Genomic DNA, 19898 nt, shown 5'->3' with positions numbered 1-19898 from the left:
CGCTGAAGAAAAAGACAAGGTAAATTGCTGAACAAGTCCAATTTATTTATCAAAGTATTGATAACCAGTTTTTTTAGTTTAGGAAAATGAAATGAGCCTTTTTATTTCTACTGCTCACGCGGCAGGTGAAGCTGCACAGCAACCAAGCATGATGGCAAACCTGTTGATGATTGCGGTATTTGTCGCAATCTTCTACTTCTTGATCTGGCGCCCTCAATCAAAACGTGCAAAAGAACATCGTGCACTAATTGAAAGCCTAGGTGTTGGTAGTGAAGTTGTTTTTGCGGGCGGTTTAATGGGTAAAATCACAAAAATCGAAGGTGATTTTGCAGTTGTTGAACTGAACCGTGGCGTAGAAGTAAAAGTACAACGCGCAAGTGTGATTTCAGTTCTGCCTGAAGGCACTCTAAATAACCTTTAATCAAAAAATAAGTCGTGCACCCGCACGGCTTTTTTCATTTTAAGAAGAAAACGAATGCGTTACCCAGCATGGAAATATCTACTGATTCTAGTGGTACTAGTCATCAGTACATTATATGCCCTGCCAAGTTTGTATCCTGATGAACCTGCTGTTCAAATTTCAGGTGCCAAAGCCGGTACCCAGATTGACCAAAGCATCGTACAAAAAGCAGAGCAGATTTTAAAATCTGAAAATATTGCCAGCCATGACAATAGCTTCACCAATAATGCCGCTTTATTACGTGTTGATTCGAGCGAACAACAATTAAAAGCGAAAGAAGCACTACGTCGTGGGCTCGGTGAAAATTATGTCGTCGCACTGAACCTTGCGCCTACTACCCCAGAATGGCTACAAAAAATTGGTGCTAAACCAATGAAGCTGGGTCTGGATTTACGTGGTGGTGTACACTTCCTACTCGAAGTGGATATGGATAAAGCCATTTCACAACGTATGGAAACATCTGCGGCTGACTTACGTCGCCAACTTCGTGACAATAAATTAAAATTCAATAGCTTATCTTTGAGCAACAACACCATTACGATGCAATTTGCAAATAATGATGACCGTTCTGCAGCTATGGATTTCCTTCGTCGTAACGGCAATGAATATACTCAACAAGCGGTTGCAACAACTGATGGTTCGACTCTTCGTCTAAGCTACACAGATACACGTAAACAAGAAATTCAGTCTTATGCTGTCAACCAAAACTTAACGACTTTACGTAACCGTATTAACGAGTTAGGTGTAGCGGAAGCATTGGTGCAAACTCAAGGTAGCAACCGTATTGTGGTTGAATTACCGGGTGTACAAGATACTGCTGAAGCAAAACGTGTACTTGGTCGTACTGCAAACCTTGAGTTCCGCTTAGTTTCTGACTTAAATGATCAATATATCGATCCTTACACAGGACAAGCAAAAGGCTCATTACCGCCGGGTACAGAAGCTTTTGCTTATGAGTCTTTGGACAGCGGCCGTCAATTATTGCTTAACCGTAACCGTATCTTAACGGGTGAACGTGTACAAAACGCGTCATCAGGCTTTAGCCAAGATACAGGTGGTGCTGAAGTAAATATTACTTTGGACACTGCGGGCGGTAAGTTGATGTCTGAAGCTACTCGTAATGCTGTAGGCAAACGAATGGCTGTTTTGTTCATCGAGAACAAACAAAAAATTAGTTATGTTGCAGATCCTGCAACAGGTACACAAACTGAAGTTCGTACACCTTATACCGAATCTGTAGTAATCAATGCGGCAACGATTCAAGCTGTATTGGGTTCTCAGTTCCGTATTACCGGTCTAGATTCACCTCAAGAAGCATCTGAACTTGCATTGATGTTACGTGCAGGTGCTTTGGCAGCGCCAATGTACTTCGTTGAAGAACGTGTGATTGGTCCGAGTCTCGGTCAAGAAAACATTGACAAAGGCGTATTATCAACTCAAATCGGTTTCTTATTGGTTGCGATTTGGATGGTGGTCTTCTTCCGTGTGTTCGGCTTGATTGCCAACTTTGCACTCGTGGTTAACCTTGCCATGATTTTAACCATCATGTCTTGGATTGGCGCGTCCCTCACCCTTCCGGGTATTGCAGGTATCGTAATTACCATTGGTATGGCGGTCGATGCCAACGTACTGATCTGTGAGCGGATACGAGAGGAAATTAAATGGGGTGCCTCGCCGAAACAGGCGATTGTTGCGGGTTATGATCGTGCGTATAACACCATCTTTGACTCCAACTTAACCACATTCTTGGTTGCTTTCATTCTGTTCGCAATTGGTACAGGCCCAATTAAAGGCTTCGCGGTTACCCTAATGATTGGTATTGTCTGCTCAATGTTCACAGCAATTACTGTGACACGTGCAATCGTACAAATCATTTATGGTAAAAAACGTAACCTGAAGAAGTTGAGCATTTAGGAGATCGAAGATGACTGAAAATACTCAACCGAAACAATACGGCCGTCCGGACAACGAGCGCATTATTCCATTTATGAAGATTGCCAAACCGGCAGCCTTTATATCGATTATTTTAACGCTCGCAAGTATCTTTTTTATTTGCACCAAAGGTCTAAACCTCGGTTTGGACTTTACTGGCGGTGTGGCAGCAGAGTTGAACTATAGTCAACCAGTAAAATCTACCGATGTGAGCTCAGCGCTGACAAAAGCTGGTTTTAAAGATCCTGTAGTACAAACCTTAGGATCTGACCGCGACCTGATGGTTCGTATGCCAGTTCAAAAAGACATTGAAGCTGAAGACTTAACCAAAGCCATTACGACTGCCGCTCAATTGCCGAGCAATAAAGCAGAAGTGCATAAAGTCGATGTGGTGGGTGGTCAAGTCGGTAATGAACTTTACGTGCGTTCTGCGGGTGCTGTAGGTCTTGCCCTACTGCTCATGCTGGTTTATGTCACTATTCGCTTTGAGTTCAAACTTGCGATGGGTGCTGTACTGTCTTTATTCCACGATATCGTGGTGACCATTGGTATCTTTGCCATGATGCAATGGCCGTTTGACTTAACAGTTTTGGCTGCGCTACTCGCGATTATTGGTTTCTCGCTCAACGATAACATCGTTGTATCTGACCGTATTCGTGAAAACTTCCGTAAGATTCGTGGTGCTGAGCCTCTCGAAGTTGTCAACAGTGCATTAACTGAAACACTTCGCCGTACCATTCATACCTCAATGACACTATTACTGGTTGTTGTAGCAATGATGGTACTGGGCGGTGATGGTCTGAAATGGTTCTCTGTTGCAATGTTTGTTGGTGTATTTGTGGGTACATATTCATCAATCTACATTGGTACTGCTTTCGCGCTATGGCGTGGTCTAAACCGTCAAGACTTCATTGTACAAGTGAAGCCTGAATTTGAAGAAGAAGAGATTCCTTAAGCTTTTCGACTTATAGTTCAAATCAAAACCCATCTTCGGATGGGTTTTTTTATGCGACTACGTTAAATAAATGAGCTAGGTAAGATCGCAATAATAGGATGTAATTTTTCAATATCGGATTGCAGGAATTCCACCTGTCGTTTTTGGTCTAGACTTGCAAATTGCCACGTGTCATCTGTTTGCTGTATCACGTTTAAAATTAAATTTAAGCCATTTCGCAAATATACACAGGCTAGATCCGATCTCTCTACCCCTCGCCGTTCATCACAGACCACAAGCCAACCCTCTTGTAATACAGGGGCATAATACGATGCTGTGATGCGAATCAAATACAGGTCTTGAGTGTTTTTAAATAATGCTGAATATTGAGATGAATCATTTGAAATCGGTTTTAAAGAAAATGCCTGTGTCTCAACCACCTGCATTTCAAAAAGGACCAAGCTTGCTTGCTCCTCAGTGCACTTGTCTTGTTCTATAAACTGAACCTCATTATCTAAACTTCCCTTAATGAGTCCCAATTGTGACTCTAATTCACGTGCAAATTTCTCTCCAATCTGCCGATGACTATTTAATAATTGGGAAATTAAAGGAACCGCTAAGCCAAAATGTTCACACACAGCTTTACCATTTTTAAAGGGGCCTGTTGCAACCCAATGGTCAATGGCTTGTGTTAGATTCTGTCGACGCTTTTCAAAAAGCTCTGAAGGCAGCATAAGCATTCAATTTTATAATTTCTCTCCCCCAATATAATAAAAAACCCGCATGCAGCGGGTTTTTTATACAACTTTATTTTTAGCTACCTTGTACCAATCGACGTGCGCTGATAATGCCCGGTTGTTGTTCTAGACGTGCCAACAGTTTCGACAACTGCGCCAAGCCCTTTACTTCAATCAACAGTTTCATATTGGCAATACCATCACTTTCGGAAATCGTATTCACCTGACGAATATTGATTTGGTCTGAGAAAATCACTTGAGTCAGATCTTTAAGCAAACCACGACGGTCATAAGCTTCCACCACGATTTGCACACTTTGACCACGAGTTGGCTGCATTTCCCAATCCGCTTCAACCGCACGTTCAGGCTCTTGCCCAATCATACGGATATAATCCGGACATGCGACCTTATGGATACTTACGCCACGATTCAGGGTGATATAACCAGCAATCGATTCACCATGCACAGGCTGACAACACTGAGCAATGTGTAGTTCTACATTGTCCAAACCATCAATCAAAATACCATGCGCCGAAAGCGTATGACTTGCACGTGGGTTCAAGGTTGGTTTTAACACCAGTTCAGGCTCATCCTGATCGAGGTGCATATGACGGTTAACCTGATTGATTAAGGCATGTAAGCTAATGTCACCACTCACCAAGCCAATCAATATATCTTCACCCAATTTCACATTAAAATGATTGCAGTAATCATTCAAATCGATACTTTTCGGGTGAATCGCCAAACGTGACAATTCTTTATTCAGAATCTCACGTCCCACTTCCAAGTTTTTACTACGGTCTTGCTGACGGAACCAATGACGCAACTTATCACGTGCACGAGCCGTCTTGATATAACCCAGCGAGTTTACCAACCAATCTCGGTTAGGCTCACGATCTTTCTTGGTTAAAATCTCGACCTGTTCCCCAGTTTTTAGGGTATAGGTTAAAGGTACATAACGTTGGTTCACCCGTGCTGCATAGCACTTGTTGCCCACTTCAGTATGCACATGATAGGCAAAGTCAAGCACGGTCGAACCGCGTGGTAATTCTTTGATATCACCATCACGACTGAACACATAGATTTTCTCAAAATCTTCAAACTCTTGGATTTGTTCGAAGTTTTCAGAAGCCTCATCTTCTTTATGGGCGCTAGCATCATTTCGTTCTTGATAATGTTCAAGCACTGCACGTAAAGAATGTAAGCGATGATTAAATGAATAATCTGTGGTTTTAGAACCTTCTTTATAGTTAAAGTGCGAACACACCCCGAGCTCAGCTTCTTCGTGCATATTATGCGTACGAATTTGCACTTCTAAAGATTTGTTCTCTGCAATCACGGCCGTGTGCAGTGAGCGATAACCATTGGCTTTCGGGTTAGTAATATAATCATCGAACTGATGCGGAATATGACGCCAAATCTGATGAACGATCCCCAGTGTGTGATAACACTCAGGTACATTATCCACCAAAACGCGAACTGCTCGAATGTCATAAAGCTGATCAAAGCTCAGGTTCTTACTCTTCATTTTTCGATAAATCGAATAAATGTGTTTCACCCGACCATTAATCTCTGCCTCAATGCCATGATCTAACAGTTCTTTACGCAACTTTTCTGTCACGAACTGAATATATTGTTCACGCTCTAAACGTTTTTCATTCAGTAAAGAGGCAATTTCTTTATAGCGTTCAGGTGCAAGATAACGGAAAGCGAGATCTTCAAGCTCCCACTTAAGCTGTGCAATCCCTAAACGGTGCGCAAGCGGCGAGTAAATGGTTAAAATTTCTCGTGCGACACGCTCTTGACGTTCTTTGGTTGAGTGCGCTAACTCACGTAATGCATAGGTACGTTCAGAAAGTTTGATTAATACAACACGAACATCTTCAGTCACAGAGATCAGCATTTTATAAATGCCGGTCAAATGTTCACGTTGGTTATTATTAAAATGATCTTCTAGACGTTTATTTTGCTCAATCAGGTCAGACAACTTACCCATGGCAAGCGTGCCTTTCACCAAAGCATGCACTTGATCGCCAAATTTGCTTTGGACTTCTTCTAAACTGGTTACGCCTTCACGAACACTTCGATACAGCATGGCTGCTGATAACGTATCTTCATCCGCATACAGATGGGCAAGAATATCCGCCATTTCAATACCCGTATAGAAGGTATTTGAGCGATGGTTGACCGTTGTTTCAAGTTCATTCTGTAAGGTCAGATGGGCAACTTCTTCGAGTTGCTTTAGAGGAGCCCCGTCAAACATGCCACTCACACGCTCTAGCCATTCAGCTAAATCATGCTGTGCTTGCTCGGCATGTTCTACAGTCGTTTCCTGAGACAGCTCATTGAGACGTCCAGGTAATTGTTCACGTACTGTGACCATACCCTACTCCTAGTTTTCTACGCTTCATAACTTTTAATCGTTTATCTGATTTTCTTTTTCGAACAAAGCAATCGATTCGACATGCCCTGTATGGGTAAACATGTCCATGACACCCGCTTTTTTCAAACGGTAGCCTTGTTGTACCAACATTCCAGCATCGCGTGCTAGTGTTGCAGGATTACATGACACATAAACGATTCTTTTTGCACCAAATTTGGGCACATAACGCATTATTTCTTCTGCACCAGATCGTGGTGGGTCTATCAATAATGCATCAAATCCTTGTTTTGCCCAAGAATGATGCGAAAAATCTTTTGTTAAATCTTGTGAATAAAATTTCAGTTGCGAAAGGCCATTGTTTTGTGCATTTTCTGCACCACGCTGAACCATTTCTTCACTCCCTTCAACTGCAATGACTTGACCCGTTGAACCCACACATTGAGCAAGTGGTAAAGAAAAGTTTCCTAAACCACAAAACAGATCTAGAACTCGCTCACCTTGTTGTAACTGAAGCAATTCACATGCCAGTTTCACCATTTGCGGATTAATCGTGGAATTCACTTGTGTGAAGTCCTGAGGATTAAAGCCAAATTCCACAGCAAAGTCACTTAGACCATAGTGCAGACGCATCGGTGCATCGGGATGATCCACGCGATGTAAGCTGTCTGGCCCTTCAGGTTGTAAGTACAGTTGCCACTCTTTATGTAACGCAAATTTTACTAATTGGTTGACATCTTCCGCGCAAAGTTCCGCCGTATGACGAATTAGGAGGGCAATTTCTTGATCTCCCATGGCCAGTTCCATATGCCCAATATCTGCTTTACCTTGCAGACTTTGTAACAATTGTTTGAGTGTGGTGATGGAGCCAAACTCACGATCCAACACCATACAACGGTCAATCGAAGTCAGTTTATTTGACTGGCTTTCACGAAAGCCAACCACAAGCTTATCTTTTGCAGGTAGGTAACGCACACCAATACGTGCTTTGCGACGGTAATCTTCACGCAATGAACGTAAAGGAGCTAACCATTGATCAGGTTGTATCCCAGCAAAATGTTGCAAATGTGATTGTAAAACATCTTGTTTTAAACGAATTTGCTCGTCGGGATGAATATGCTGCATGCTACACCCACCACAGCCCCCATAATGTGGGCAGGCCGGTTTAACCCGTAGAGCAGACTCTTCACTCAGCAATTCCAGACTATCTGCTTCTTCGAGACGCTTAACGACATTAGTAATACGCGCACGCACCGTTTCACCTGGCAATGCATAACGAATAAATACTTTCTTACCGTGTTTTTCCGCAGGATGATCTGGATGCGTCCCAAAGTGCGCTATGCCTCGCCCCTCATGTGAAAGCGATTCAACCTGAAATGTATAAATGGGTTGTTGGGCTTTTTGGGGTTTGGCTTTGTGTTTCATGCGTACCTAATGTGTGGAAGATGGGAAATCAGATTGGGTGAATTCGGTACGTTGCGAGGTTTGCTGCCATACCGATAAAAAATCAGCGTGTTGCGGCTGAGTTTGTAAATATTGAATCGTGCTTTGAATCAGGTGCTGATGATCATTTAACAATAACTGTCCTTTCAGCAACAGCCAGCGTAAATAAATCAACCATGTATTGAGCACATCACCTTCACAGTAGCTGGTCAGTTCCATCCACTGTTGTTCACGCACATATTCAGGCACATGGTAGCCACCATCACCACGTTTACCGGGGAAACCGAGTAAATGTGCTGCATCGTCAAGTTTTTGAAAATGACGACCATGGAACATGGCCATGACATCCATCAAATCTACATGACGATGATGATAACGATTCTGGTAGTTATTATAGCGCTTTTGCGTATCAATCTCGCCCTGATCGAACAAACTTGGTGCAGATAGTCCGTGATACATGGCACGGAACAAAATTACAGGCAAATCAAACTGCGAACCGTTCCAACTGACCAAGGTCGGATGACGCTTTTCAAAAATAGAAACGAATTTTTTTAAAATTTCAGCTTCGCTATTGTCTTCACGGCTAAATGAAAACAACTTCATGCCCTTTTCATCAATCCATAGTCCAGAGATACAGACAATTTCATGCAAGGCCAAACGCTGAAAATCCGTGCCCGCCTCTTGGCGACGCAGTTTAGTCAGCGCAGCATCTAGATCCACCTCAGGCAGATCCAGTCCATACAAATGCGCACCTGACTTCAAATCTGTCAGTGTTTCGATATCAAAAATTAAAACAGGTAAACGCATAAGTACTCACCAGTGCCGATCGGCCACTGTAATTATTCAGGATCAACAACAGAGAATAGACCAGTAGACAAGTAGCGGTCACCACGGTCACATACGATGCAAACAATTACGGCATCCGGATTTTCTTCAGCCAATTTAACTGAAGCCCATACCGCACCACCCGATGATGTACCTGCACTGATACCTTCTGTACGTGCTAAACGACGAGCCGTTTTTTCCGCTTCAATTTGCGGAATATCCATAATGCGATCAACACGTGAAGGGTCAAAAATCGTAGGAAGATATTCTTGTGGCCAACGGCGAATACCAGCAATATTTGAGCCTTCAGACGGTTGTAAACCGACAATTTGAATATCCGGATTTTGTTCTTTTAAATATTTCGAAATCCCCATAATGGTCCCAGTGGTTCCCATTGAGCTGACGAAATGTGTAATTTTACCGCCTGTTTGTTTCCAAATCTCAGGCCCCGTAGTGAGGTAATGTGCTTCCACATTGTCCGGGTTACCAAACTGGTTTAGGACTAAACCTTTGCCATCTTTTTCCATTTGAAGGGCAAGATCACGTGCTTCTTCCATGTTTTCAGATTCGATCAGTTCAGCACCGTAGGCACGCATGGCATCTTTACGCTCTTGACTAGAACTTGCAGGCATGATCAAGGTCATTTTATAGCCACGCATTGCTGCAACCATAGCTAAAGCAATCCCTGTGTTTCCGCTCGTCGCTTCAATCAACGTATCACCCGGTTTAATCTGACCACGCTTTTCCGCTTGCATAATCATGTTATATGCAGGGCGATCTTTGACCGAACCCGCTGGGTTATTGCCTTCTAACTTGGCTAATACTGTTGCTTGAGTATGACTTGCCAGACGCTGTAAACGCACTAACGGCGTGTTGCCGACGTAATGGTCTAATAAAAAATCGTCTGCTTGAAAATCAGGGGTTGTATTACTCATTATTCACACCTATATCGAGGTGCGCCTATTGTATGAAAAAATGCCTTTGCCTGCACCCATTTGCCTCGCTTTTTCGCGAAAGTGATTAAAGCACAATCAGTTTTAAATAATCCATGCTAATATTCGGGGCATAAGGAATAAACTGCTTAAACCATGTCAAATATCAACAAAAAGCTTTTTAAACGCCTACACTTAAATCATGCCTATGGTCAGTTGATTGCACTTATTTTCGTGCCGATCACCATTTTGGCTTGTGTCGGTGCGATGTTGGTAATAACAGAAACCTCCAATGCAGCCAAAGCACAACAAAAACAAATGGCTGTCGCGATTCTGACACGCTATCAACCCACGTCAGAATCTGCGATTGATTTGCTGAATCATTACCCTTGGCAGTTTGATCAAGCTCGTAATGCCATGCAAAGCATGTTGAACGAAAAACATTTGATTCGTGCCGCGATTTTAGATCTTAAAGGCAACAACCGCCTGAGCATCGGCTTTCAAGATCAAGATATTTGGCCTGCTTTTGACAGTAAAGCATCTTTTATTGGACCGATTGCACATCAGGGTAACCATATTTATGCCCTGAAAATTTCAGATTCAACTCAGACCCCAGCATGGTTAAGCATTGAACTGGACAATCAACCGCTGCAAATTGCCCGCTATCGCGTGTTAATTGTGTTGATTGCAACAGGTTTATTGACACTCTTATTACTTTTGCTGTGTTTGAATTTTTATTCACGTCGTTGGATCGCACCAATGTACGAAATTCGCATGCAGTTACAACGTTTAAATGCCGACACTCTAGATCAGCACATGATCATTAACAGTACTGGAGAACTCCGGTTATTACAGCGTGATATAGCCAATGTGGTTAAACGCTTACATTTCAGTTTCTTAGAGCTACGTGAACATACCGAACAAACGGAAGATGACTTAAGACGCACGCTTGATACTTTAGAAGTGCAAAATATTACCTACCGTCAAGCACGTGACCAAGCAATTCAAGCCAACCAATCAAAATCGGTGTTTTTGGCCAATATTTCCCATGAACTGCGCACACCGCTGAACAGTATTGATGGCTTTATTCATCTTTTACTGCGCCAAGGCAACCTCAGTAATGAACAAAATTTATATCTACAAACGATTCGTAAATCTTCAGCGCATTTATTGGCTTTAATTAATGACGTGCTGGATTTCTCCAAAATTGATGCAGGCAAGCTAGAACTTGAAACTGCGCAATTCGACTTAGAAGAAGCCGTCTTTGATGTGATGGATATGTTATCGCCATTGGCAGCACAAAAACACATCGATATGACCTTCTACTATGCGGACAATGTGCCGAAATTTGTGGTTGGTGATGTCCTACGCTTCAAGCAAATTTTGACCAACTTAATTTCAAATGCAATTAAATTCACTCCAGATGGTGAAATTATTGTCCGTGTCCGTATGGAGCATGATGACATCGGTCAATGTCTGCTGCACTTTAGTGTGCAAGACAGTGGTATCGGCCTAAGCGGTACCGACCGTAAGAAACTGTTTGAATCCTTCTCGCAAGGTGATGCATCTGTTACCCGTCAATTTGGTGGTACAGGTTTAGGTCTTGCCATCTCCAAACAATTGGTCAGCCTGATGCATGGACAAATTGGTTTTGAAGATAACCAAGAACGTGCCCCAACGGAAAAAGGTTCAACCTTCTGGTTTACTGCGCGCTTTGTGGTCGATGAAGAAATTGAAATTGTGCATCCAGAATTTAGCAATCTACAAGTCGTTTCCTACTTAGCACATCCAGCAACCGCCAATGTCCTGCGTCATTACTTAGAAAATTATGATGTTGAACATATTGAAACGCAGTCGATCCTTGATTTATTTAGTCGACTCAATCAGCTAAAAACCAATGAAAATACCTGGTTGATCGTCGATCACAGTGGTGACTCCGAAGCCTTACTGAAAGAAATTCGTCATCGTTATAGCGGTAACTTAGCAGTTTATGGCTACCAAATGATGCTCGATCCAAACATGTTGAACGAGTACCGTGCACGTCCATTGCATCAACCGCTCAGCCGTACAGCGCTGATTCAGTTGTTGAGTAATGAGCCGTGGTTTGATCAGGAGCAACATGAAGAATTTAATGGTCAAGGTCTGCATATTTTGGCAGTCGACGACCATTTACCAAACCTGATTGTGCTTGAGGCCCTGCTCTCTGAGTTGAATGTGAAAACCACCAAGGCTTTGAGTGGACAAGAAGCCATTGAAATCATTCAAGCTCGCCAAGAGCAAGGTTTGACAGCTTTTGACCTCATCTTTATGGATATTCAAATGCCAGTGATGTCAGGTGTCGATACCACGCGTGCCATTCGTTCACTTGAGTCGACTTTTGAAAATCATAAGCGCCTTCCGATTATCGCTTTGACGGCACATGCGCTCTCTGATGAAAAACAAAAGCTTCTGCAAAGTGGTATGGATGACTATGTCACCAAGCCCATTCAAATGGATCAAATTATTCAAATCTTGACCCAGTGGACTACCGATAACTTTAAGAAAGTGCCGGTTTTAGAGCGCAGTTCGGTGATTGAAGCCCTAGAGCCAAGTATTTTAGATTGGCAGCAAAGCTTGCAGTTGGCCGCGAATAAAGAAGATCTTGCAGTCGATTTACTGAAAATGCTCGTCGATAGCTTTGAGCAAGAAATCCATGAAATGGCACAGCTCATCGAAGATGAAGATTTTCCACAATTAGAGCATGTACTACATCGGCTTTATGGCGCAACCCGCTATGTGGGCGCTCCAACCCTCCAAGAGGTTTCAGGTCAATTTGAGCAATTTGTTTCGACTTTACGTAAGGAACGCCGTAAAGCGGATGACGCTTTTGTCCAAGAAACCCTGAACCGTTTTGATGAGTTAAAAAATGTCATGGCGCAAGTTGAACACGCAGCTCAACAAATCTTAGCCAAACAAAATAATTAAGCGCAGTCCGACTAAAGTCAGTGCCGTCTAGCTTCTGTTGTGACTGCACTGTCATGTATCCTGTCAGGGTGCATGCTATGCTCGGGCGCAGAAACAACAAGAGTAATTACCATGGCTTTATTACGTGTAGAAAAAAATAATGGCATTGCAACGGTTTACTTAAACCGTCCAGAAAAACGTAATGCAATGAGCTTTGCATTGCTCAAAGAATTGGTCAGCATTGCTGAAAAATTAAAAAAAGATCGTAGCTTACGCTGTGTCATTTTAACGGGTGAAGCCAATGTATTTAGTGCTGGCATTGATTTGGCTGACCTGAATGATCCGAAAAATCGTGCCTATGCTGCGTGGGAACTGTTAAAGCCCGGTCAAAGTTTATTTCAAAAAGCCTTTCTGATTTGGCAGCAACTTCCTGTGCCTGTAATTGCAGCACTTGAAGGCTTTTGTTTTGGTGCAGGCATGCAACTTGCCTTGGCTGCCGATATCCGTATTGCCCACCCGAAAACGCAAATGTCAATTATGGAAAGTCGTTGGGGCTTAGTCCCTGATATGGGTTTAACCCGCTCGCTCAAAGGTGTGATTGGACTGGATTTAGCCAAGGAATTAACCCTTACAGCACGTATTTTTGACGCAGAATATGCCAAGGATATTGGCTTAGTGACGCATTTAAATGAACAGCCTTTGCTTCAGGCGCAGCAGTTAGCCGAAGAATTATCACAACGTTCACCAGATGCCTTAGCAGCAGCAAAACAAGTTTTAGATGCCATGGAACATAGTCCAAAACGTTCTTTACGCTTAGAAAAAATCTGGCAATTAAAATTACTGCTCGGCAAAAACAGCCAATTGGCACGTAAAAAAGACAAGAACCCAGAGGTTCAGTTTTTACCACGCCAATATAAGTAAAATAGTCACACAGGATAGATTGAGTACAGCACATGGCGTTTGATCGTAATACAAAAATTGCATTTCTAGGTATGGGGCTGATGGGTAGCCGTATGGCCACGCGTCTCATTCAGGCAGGATTTGAAGTAGCGGTGTGGAACAGAACTGCTGCTGCGTGTGATGAGTTGATTGCGATTGGCGCGACAGCGCTTCAATTGGAGAAGATTGCCCATTATCCTGTGGTTTTATCTTGTCTCGCAGACGATGCTGCTGTTGCCGCGGTATATGCAAGCATCGAAAATCATTTAGCGGCAGGACAAATTATTGTCGATTTTTCGAGTCTTTCTGTAAATCAAACCCATCAATTGGCTCATGCTGCAAAGTTACAACAAGTCACTTGGATTGACTCTCCTGTTTCGGGGGGCACAGCAGGCGCTGAGCAAGGCACCTTGGTCATCTTTGCCGGTGGTGATGCTGAAACGATTCAAGATTTGAGTCTGATTTACAATGTTTTATCTCAACGTGTTACCCGCATGGGCGACTCAGGTACAGGTCAAGCCACCAAAATTTGTAATCAGCTGATCGTCGCTGCCAATAGCACGTTAATCGCAGAAGCTGTCGCACTGGCCGAGAAATCAGGTGTAGACACCACGTTATTAGCACCAGCACTTGCCGGTGGTTTTGCAGATTCAAAGCCTTTTCAGATTTTAACTCCACGTATGGCAACGCATCAGTTCGAGCCCGTGCAATGGAAAGTTCAAACTTTATCTAAAGACCTGAATAATGCAGTCCAACTGGCTGCCCAGTTTGAATTAAGCATCCCTGTTGCCAGCCTTGCTTTATCGCAACTCAAAGCCCATCAGGACAATGGTTTTGCAGAAAAAGATTTAGCCACCATCATTCAACATGTCGAACAAAACTAACAACTCCCACTTTAGAAGTAAATTGCTTCAAGGACGATATACATGACTCAGCTCGCGGTTAATTTATCCATGATTTTTACCGAAGTGCCGTTGTTAGAGCGTTTTGCTTTGGCTCGTGAACACGGTTTTAAGCATGTAGAAATTCAGTTTCCGTATGAGCTGAGTATTGAGCAAATCCAAACCCAACTCACTATCAATGATTTAAGCCTGTGTTTAATCAATGTCCCTGCGGGTGATTTGATGCAAGGCGGTGATGGTCTTGCGGGAGTTCCGGGGCGTGAAAATCAATTTCATCAGGCCTTAGAACAATGCATTCGCTATGCCACTGCGTTAAATGTACCGAGTGTCAATATTTTAGCCGGCAAACAGCCACAAGATGCTGACTTGCTCCCATGTTTAAATACCTTGTCGAGCAACCTCAAACTGGCGTGCCACATGTTGTCTGAACATCATATTCAACCGCTATTTGAAATGATTAATAGCACTGATATGCCGCGCTTTTTGGTGCAAAATATTGCCCAAGCTCAGGAAATGCTTGAAGCTGTACAACACTCTACTTTGAAGATGCAATATGACTGCTACCACATGGCGATGATGGGTGAAGACATCCTCAGTACTTTGGCAGAAAATATTCAGGATATCGGTCACATACAGTTTGCTGACTGTCCGGGGCGACATGAACCTGACTCAGCGCAGATTCCATTTGCTGAGATTTTTAAATGGTTAGATCAAAGCCAATATACAGGTTACATCGCGGCTGAATACCGACCACGAAGCAACTCATCACATTCTTTTGCGTGGAAAGACAAATACTTCCCTCATTTAGCCAATGGTCAATGACGTGTTGATTTGAAATTCATCAACAAAACCGCTATATTAGAACATGTAAAATTGTCAGGAAATCATACCCTCTATGAATTTAGAACCATCGCCCAGCGCTTCTAATTCTCACGATCTCGCAAATATCAAAGATGTACAAGCTTGTTTAGCTGTTGTACGTGAAGCACTTGAAGATGTAAAAGCCAAAGATATTGTTGAACTTGATATCAAAGCAATCAGCAATGTCGCAGATGCGATTGTAATTGCGAGCGGTACTTCAACTCGTCACATTAAGTCTCTTGCAGACAACGTGGCAGAAGAAGCACGTAAAGCTGGATTCCGCCCTATCGGTGTTGAAGGCGAACGTGATGCAGAATGGATCCTGATTGATCTCGGTTTTGTAGTGGTACATGTGATGTTACCTACAGCACGTAAATTCTATGATTTAGAAAGCTTATGGCGTACAGCTCCAGAAACTGTAGCTTAAGCTTCCAGAAAAAAGCGACCTAATTAGGTCGCTTTTTTTATCCCTTCACTTTATACACGGACAATCAGCTTCATGGTGTTTTACCCCCTACACTAAAGCAGTTGATGTAAATCCACCTCAGGATAATTGGCTTTAATTTTCAGCTTGGTTTGTGCATAAACTTGGTCTGCACGCATCGGGCCATAAAAGTCACAATACACTTCATAAATGCTCGTCAAAACTTTGGCATAACTGGTCAAGGGCAAAAACTCGACAAAACTCGCTGAATTAATTTGTGCATTTGCTGCAATTGCCAGCCCGATTTCTTCTAATTGCTGAATCACATCTTGGGTGAAATCAGCCTGATCTGTAGATTTCACCGTCAGCATGACTGACTCGATAAAGCCTAAAAAGGCCTCGCTAATGGTCTCTGCAATGAGCTCATCTTCTTGCACCTGCTCCTGCGGTTTTTCAACCCTTAACAGTTCCTGCTTTTCTAAGGTAGATAACTCATACAAAACTTGCTTCAGCATATCTTTACGATAAAAGCGCAGCTCCTCTGTGGTACAGATATCATTTAAGAAGCGATTCAATACAAATGACGGTTTCATGCTGTACTGCTGCTCCCAGTGCCGTAGCGCACTGTCGAGTAAAGTCCCATGAATAAATTGTTGTAAGCCTTTTTCTAAAGCTTCGCGGCGTTGTGCCAAATTCAACAGTTCGGTGCTCATTGCTTTACTCCTGTTAATGACGTTTAGTCATTTCATCCGTTTCAAAAGTCACATCTTTTTGAAACTCGGGATAAGACAATTCAGCATGTTCGGTATAGTCCAAACCCCTTTGTTCATGTTGCTTACTCACCCGTAAGCCACCCAACAATTTGTCCAAGACCTTAAATACAATGAACGCAACGCCAAAACCCCATAAAAAGGCTGCAATCACCCCAAGCCCTTGTATCGCGATGACATCGCCATTAAACATATTATTTTCAAGGAAGATCCCTGCAGCCAATGTTCCCCATGCGCCACAGAAACCATGTACCGTCACCGCATCCACCACATCATCCAGTTTCATTTTTTCCATGAGCATTGGCAGGAAGGTCACCATAACACCTGCACATAAACCGGTGATGACTGCATAGAGTGGAGACATCGTTGCACAGCCTGCCGTAATGGCAACCAAGCCACCCAGTGAGGCATTGATCGTGCTGCGGATCAAAATGGCTTTAGATCGGATGAGACAGAGCAACATATATGCAACCGCTGCAGCACACGCTGCAAGGTGCGTATTTAAAGCAATACGTCCTACGCTGACATTGGCATTAATGGTCGAGCCTGCATTAAAACCAAACCATGCTAACCATAAAATAAAACCACCTAATGCCACTAATGGTAAGTTATGCCCCGGTAAATAATGGCTTTGCCCATTGCGTCCAAATCGTCCCAAACGTGGACCTAGTACGATGATGCCCGCTAAAGCCACCCAGCCGCCCATAGAATGCACCACGGTCGAACCTGCAAAATCGATAAACCCGAGTGCTTTTAACCAACCGTCTCCGCCAAATAAACTGCCCCATGCCCAACTACCAAAGAGAGGATAAATCAAACCGGATACAACGGCCGCACTCACCACATAAGCGACAAAATGAATCCGCTCTGCCATTGCACCACTGGCAATAGTGGTTGCCGTTGCAGCAAACATCATTTGGAAAAATAGGAGGTTCCAGTGCCAATCATCCAGTTGATCGGGTGCAAAATGACTTAAGCCAAACCAGCCCGTCGTATTTACCCCAAACATCAGACCAAAACCCACCAACCAAAACACCAGACCACCCAAGCAGGCATCCATGTAGTTTTTCATGAGTACGTTCATAGTGTTTTTACTGCGAACTGAACCACTTTCGATCATGGCAAATCCAGCTTGCATAAAGAACACCAAGATGCCGCCCAGTACCACCCAAATACTGTCGAGCGAAATACGAATGTCTTGAATATTACTGGCGATTTGCGGGTCAACTGCCCATGCAGTCGATGTCAGGACACTCAGAAACAGTGCCATCAAGTATGTTTTTTTCATGATTATTCCCCCAAGAATAACCATGCTGTGCAAAAAGAATACCAAATTTCAGACAATTAATTATTTTTCAATGCATTGCGTCACAAAATAAGTTCGCGACAATATTTTGAATCACTGAGATTGAATTTAATGAAACAAAACAGCGCATCAATCTGCACCTTTGTTTCAAAACACGCATCAATTTGATTCAAGCACCTGATGCGCTAAATATTTGTGCACTTTTAGTGTGAAGCATCAATTAATCAAAAGCGAAGAAAATAAAAGCAAAGAAAACAAAAAACCACCCGAAGGTGGTTTTAAATCTTCCTCAATCCCGCTTTATCACAGCGGGACTTTGGCAATATGAATTAATGACCGCCGCCATTAATGGCTTTTGTCATATCTTCCACAACTTTCTTCGCATCACCGAAGATCATCATCGTTTTATCGTTATAGAACAAGTCATTATCTAGACCTGCGTAGCCTGTAGCCATAGAACGTTTGATCACCATAATGGTACGTGCTTTATGCGCTTCAAGGATTGGCATACCGTAAATTGGAGAACTTGGATCGTCTTTTGCCGCTGGGTTCACAACGTCATTCGCACCAATCACCAGTACTACATCTGTTGCTGGGAAGTCTGAGTTGATCTCGTCCATTTCAAGAATGTCTTCATATGCAACATCAGCTTCAGCTAAAAGTACGTTCATGTGACCCGGCATACGACCTGCCACTGGGTGAATCGCAAAACGAACTTTTACACCTTGCTCTTTTAAGATTTCACACAATTCTTTCACGGCATTTTGTGCACGACCTTGCGCCATACCATAACCCGGTACGATCACCACGCTGTCCGCATTTGACATCAAGAAACCAGCATCGTCTGCAGAACCTGAACGGTGATTACGCTGTGCTTTTTCACCATTATCCGCTGCAGCTACTGCTGTACCACCCATTGCACCACCAAACAAAACGTTGATGATTGAACGGTTCATGGCTTTACACATGATGTAAGACAGAATTGCACCTGATGAACCAACCAGTGAACCTGCAACAATCAGCATGTTGTTTTCAAGCGTGAAACCAATCCCTGCTGCAGCCCAACCTGAGAACGAGTTTAGTAACGATACCACCACTGGCATATCACCACCGCCTACTGGCGCAATCCATACCCAACCAAATGCAAGTGCAAGAACAGTCATTGCCCAGAAAGCATTCATGTTGCCTGTGGTAAAGAAGTAGATACCACACGCCAACATCGCTAGGAAAATTAAAGCTTGAACAGGTTTTACCCATCCACCTGAAATGGTTTTTGCCCATTTCTTCGCAGCCAATTTACCGTAAGCAAATACCGACGCTGTGAAGGTAATCGCACCCACGAAACAGCCTACAAACAATTCAAATAAATGAACTTTGCTCATGTGGGCATGTTCTACACCCGCTGCTGTTAATACCGCTTCATTCTCCGCGAATGCCGCAGTCAATTGGTTGTTATGTAGAATCGCAGCGATCGCAATCAGTACCGCAGCCAAACCGACCAATGAGTGCATCAGTGCCACAGTTTCAGGCATTTGCGTCATTGGAACTGTTTTTGCACGTGCAATACCAACGACCGCACCCAACACCATTGCACCCACAATCATCCAAATCACTGGATGATCTGCGACAAAGAATGTAGTAATTACAGCAATTGCCATTGCGATCATGCCATAACGGTTACCTTGAATCGCAGTTTTTGGACCAGACAAACCACGCAACGTTAAGATAAAAAGAACGGCACCAATCAGGTAGAACCAATCCGCATATTCTTTAATGAATTCCATGGATTAACCCTCTTTTTTCTTTTGCTTAGGTTTGAACATTTCAAGCATACGTGCAGTCACCGCAAAGCCACCAAAAATGTTGATACTCGCAAGGAAAACGGCAATCGCACCTAAAATACTCACTACGTTAATGCTTTGGAACTGTACGCTTGCATCCACAATACCTGGGATACCAACGGTTTGAATCATCGCACCAACGATAATGATCGATGACAAAGCATTGGTTACAGCCATTAATGGTGTGTGTAGCGCAGGTGTTACCCCCCAAACCACGTAGTAACCAACAAAGATTGCCAAGACAAAAATAGTAATCGTTTCAACCATGA

At 43.2% G+C, this 19898-nt stretch carries 17 protein-coding genes; 8 read left to right on the top strand and 9 right to left on the bottom strand.

The genetic code is table 11. The features are described from left to right. The first annotated feature begins 91 nt into the window (after nucleotides 1–91). Genes yajC through secF form a run of 3 tightly spaced genes read left to right on the top strand, consistent with a single transcriptional unit; the run spans nucleotide 92 to nucleotide 3347 of the window. Nucleotides 92–421, top strand: coding sequence for a preprotein translocase subunit YajC (yajC, locus tag AC25JC_RS10655; RefSeq protein ID WP_078191271.1), 330 nt, complete (start codon nucleotides 92–94; stop codon nucleotides 419–421). A gap of 54 nt (nucleotides 422–475) precedes the next feature. Continuing rightward, the gene (secD, locus tag AC25JC_RS10650) at nucleotides 476–2374 is read left to right on the top strand and encodes a protein translocase subunit SecD (RefSeq protein ID WP_486923997.1); all 1899 of its coding nucleotides are present in this window, start codon (nucleotides 476–478) and stop codon (nucleotides 2372–2374) included. Between the two features lie 10 nt (nucleotides 2375–2384). Continuing rightward, nucleotides 2385–3347, top strand: a complete 963-nt coding sequence (gene secF / locus AC25JC_RS10645) for a protein translocase subunit SecF (RefSeq protein ID WP_078194181.1) — start codon at nucleotides 2385–2387, stop codon at nucleotides 3345–3347. A gap of 62 nt (nucleotides 3348–3409) precedes the next feature. Here the strand turns inward: secF and AC25JC_RS10640 are convergent, their stop codons facing one another. From AC25JC_RS10640 to cysM, 5 genes are all read right to left on the bottom strand, one after another. Next, nucleotides 3410–4060, bottom strand: a complete 651-nt coding sequence (locus AC25JC_RS10640) for a hypothetical protein (protein ID WP_180123878.1) — start codon at nucleotides 4058–4060, stop codon at nucleotides 3410–3412. Nucleotides 4061–4139: 79 nt separating this feature from the next. After that, nucleotides 4140–6446, bottom strand: coding sequence for a RelA/SpoT family protein (locus tag AC25JC_RS10635; RefSeq protein ID WP_078194183.1), 2307 nt, complete (start codon nucleotides 6444–6446; stop codon nucleotides 4140–4142). 33 nt (nucleotides 6447–6479) lie between these two features. Then, nucleotides 6480–7868, bottom strand: coding sequence for a 23S rRNA (uracil(1939)-C(5))-methyltransferase RlmD (gene rlmD / locus AC25JC_RS10630; protein ID WP_486923996.1), 1389 nt, complete (start codon nucleotides 7866–7868; stop codon nucleotides 6480–6482). A gap of 6 nt (nucleotides 7869–7874) precedes the next feature. Beyond that, a complete protein-coding gene (locus tag AC25JC_RS10625) occupies nucleotides 7875–8693 on the bottom strand; it encodes a 3'-5' exonuclease (RefSeq protein WP_180004601.1) in 819 nt (272 codons plus the stop codon). Between the two features lie 32 nt (nucleotides 8694–8725). After that, a complete protein-coding gene (gene cysM / locus AC25JC_RS10620) occupies nucleotides 8726–9646 on the bottom strand; it encodes a cysteine synthase CysM (protein WP_078191278.1) in 921 nt (306 codons plus the stop codon). A 153-nt stretch (nucleotides 9647–9799) separates the two neighbouring features. Between cysM and AC25JC_RS10615 the strand changes: the two genes are divergently transcribed. The 5 genes from AC25JC_RS10615 to rsfS all read left to right on the top strand — a co-directional run bounded on the left by AC25JC_RS10615 (nucleotide 9800) and on the right by rsfS (nucleotide 15715). Further along, nucleotides 9800–12607 (top strand): GacS-like sensor histidine kinase, encoded by a 2808-nt coding sequence (locus AC25JC_RS10615; protein ID WP_486923995.1) that lies wholly within the window; start codon nucleotides 9800–9802, stop codon nucleotides 12605–12607. A 111-nt stretch (nucleotides 12608–12718) separates the two neighbouring features. After that, entirely contained in the window at nucleotides 12719–13507 is a 789-nt protein-coding gene (locus AC25JC_RS10610) for a crotonase/enoyl-CoA hydratase family protein (RefSeq protein ID WP_486923994.1), read from the top strand. Between the two features lie 32 nt (nucleotides 13508–13539). Beyond that, nucleotides 13540–14409, top strand: a complete 870-nt coding sequence (locus AC25JC_RS10605) for an NAD(P)-dependent oxidoreductase (protein WP_180116415.1) — start codon at nucleotides 13540–13542, stop codon at nucleotides 14407–14409. Nucleotides 14410–14451: 42 nt separating this feature from the next. Next, on the top strand, nucleotides 14452–15249 hold the full coding sequence (locus AC25JC_RS10600) for a hydroxypyruvate isomerase family protein (protein WP_180116416.1): 798 nt from the start codon (nucleotides 14452–14454) through the stop codon (nucleotides 15247–15249). Nucleotides 15250–15322: 73 nt separating this feature from the next. Beyond that, nucleotides 15323–15715 (top strand): ribosome silencing factor, encoded by a 393-nt coding sequence (gene rsfS / locus AC25JC_RS10595; protein ID WP_086178424.1) that lies wholly within the window; start codon nucleotides 15323–15325, stop codon nucleotides 15713–15715. Nucleotides 15716–15807: 92 nt separating this feature from the next. Here the strand turns inward: rsfS and AC25JC_RS10590 are convergent, their stop codons facing one another. The 4 genes from AC25JC_RS10590 to AC25JC_RS10575 form a co-directional block, all read right to left on the bottom strand. Next, nucleotides 15808–16425: a hypothetical protein gene (locus AC25JC_RS10590; RefSeq protein WP_180116417.1), complete on the bottom strand. Its 618-nt coding sequence runs from the start codon at nucleotides 16423–16425 to the stop codon at nucleotides 15808–15810. Nucleotides 16426–16438: 13 nt separating this feature from the next. After that, a complete protein-coding gene (locus AC25JC_RS10585) occupies nucleotides 16439–17770 on the bottom strand; it encodes an ammonium transporter (protein WP_180116418.1) in 1332 nt (443 codons plus the stop codon). A gap of 347 nt (nucleotides 17771–18117) precedes the next feature. Continuing rightward, on the bottom strand, nucleotides 18118–19572 hold the full coding sequence (locus AC25JC_RS10580) for an NAD(P)(+) transhydrogenase (Re/Si-specific) subunit beta (RefSeq protein WP_078191286.1): 1455 nt from the start codon (nucleotides 19570–19572) through the stop codon (nucleotides 18118–18120). 3 nt (nucleotides 19573–19575) lie between these two features. Then, on the bottom strand, nucleotides 19576–19896 hold the full coding sequence (locus tag AC25JC_RS10575; protein WP_078191287.1) for a proton-translocating transhydrogenase family protein: 321 nt from the start codon (nucleotides 19894–19896) through the stop codon (nucleotides 19576–19578). Nucleotides 19897–19898: the final 2 nt, after the last annotated feature.

This window comes from Acinetobacter sp. P37 (genome assembly GCF_057480965.1).
Note: the sequence above shows the minus strand (reverse complement) of the source record. Positions and strands in the feature narration are given on the sequence as shown.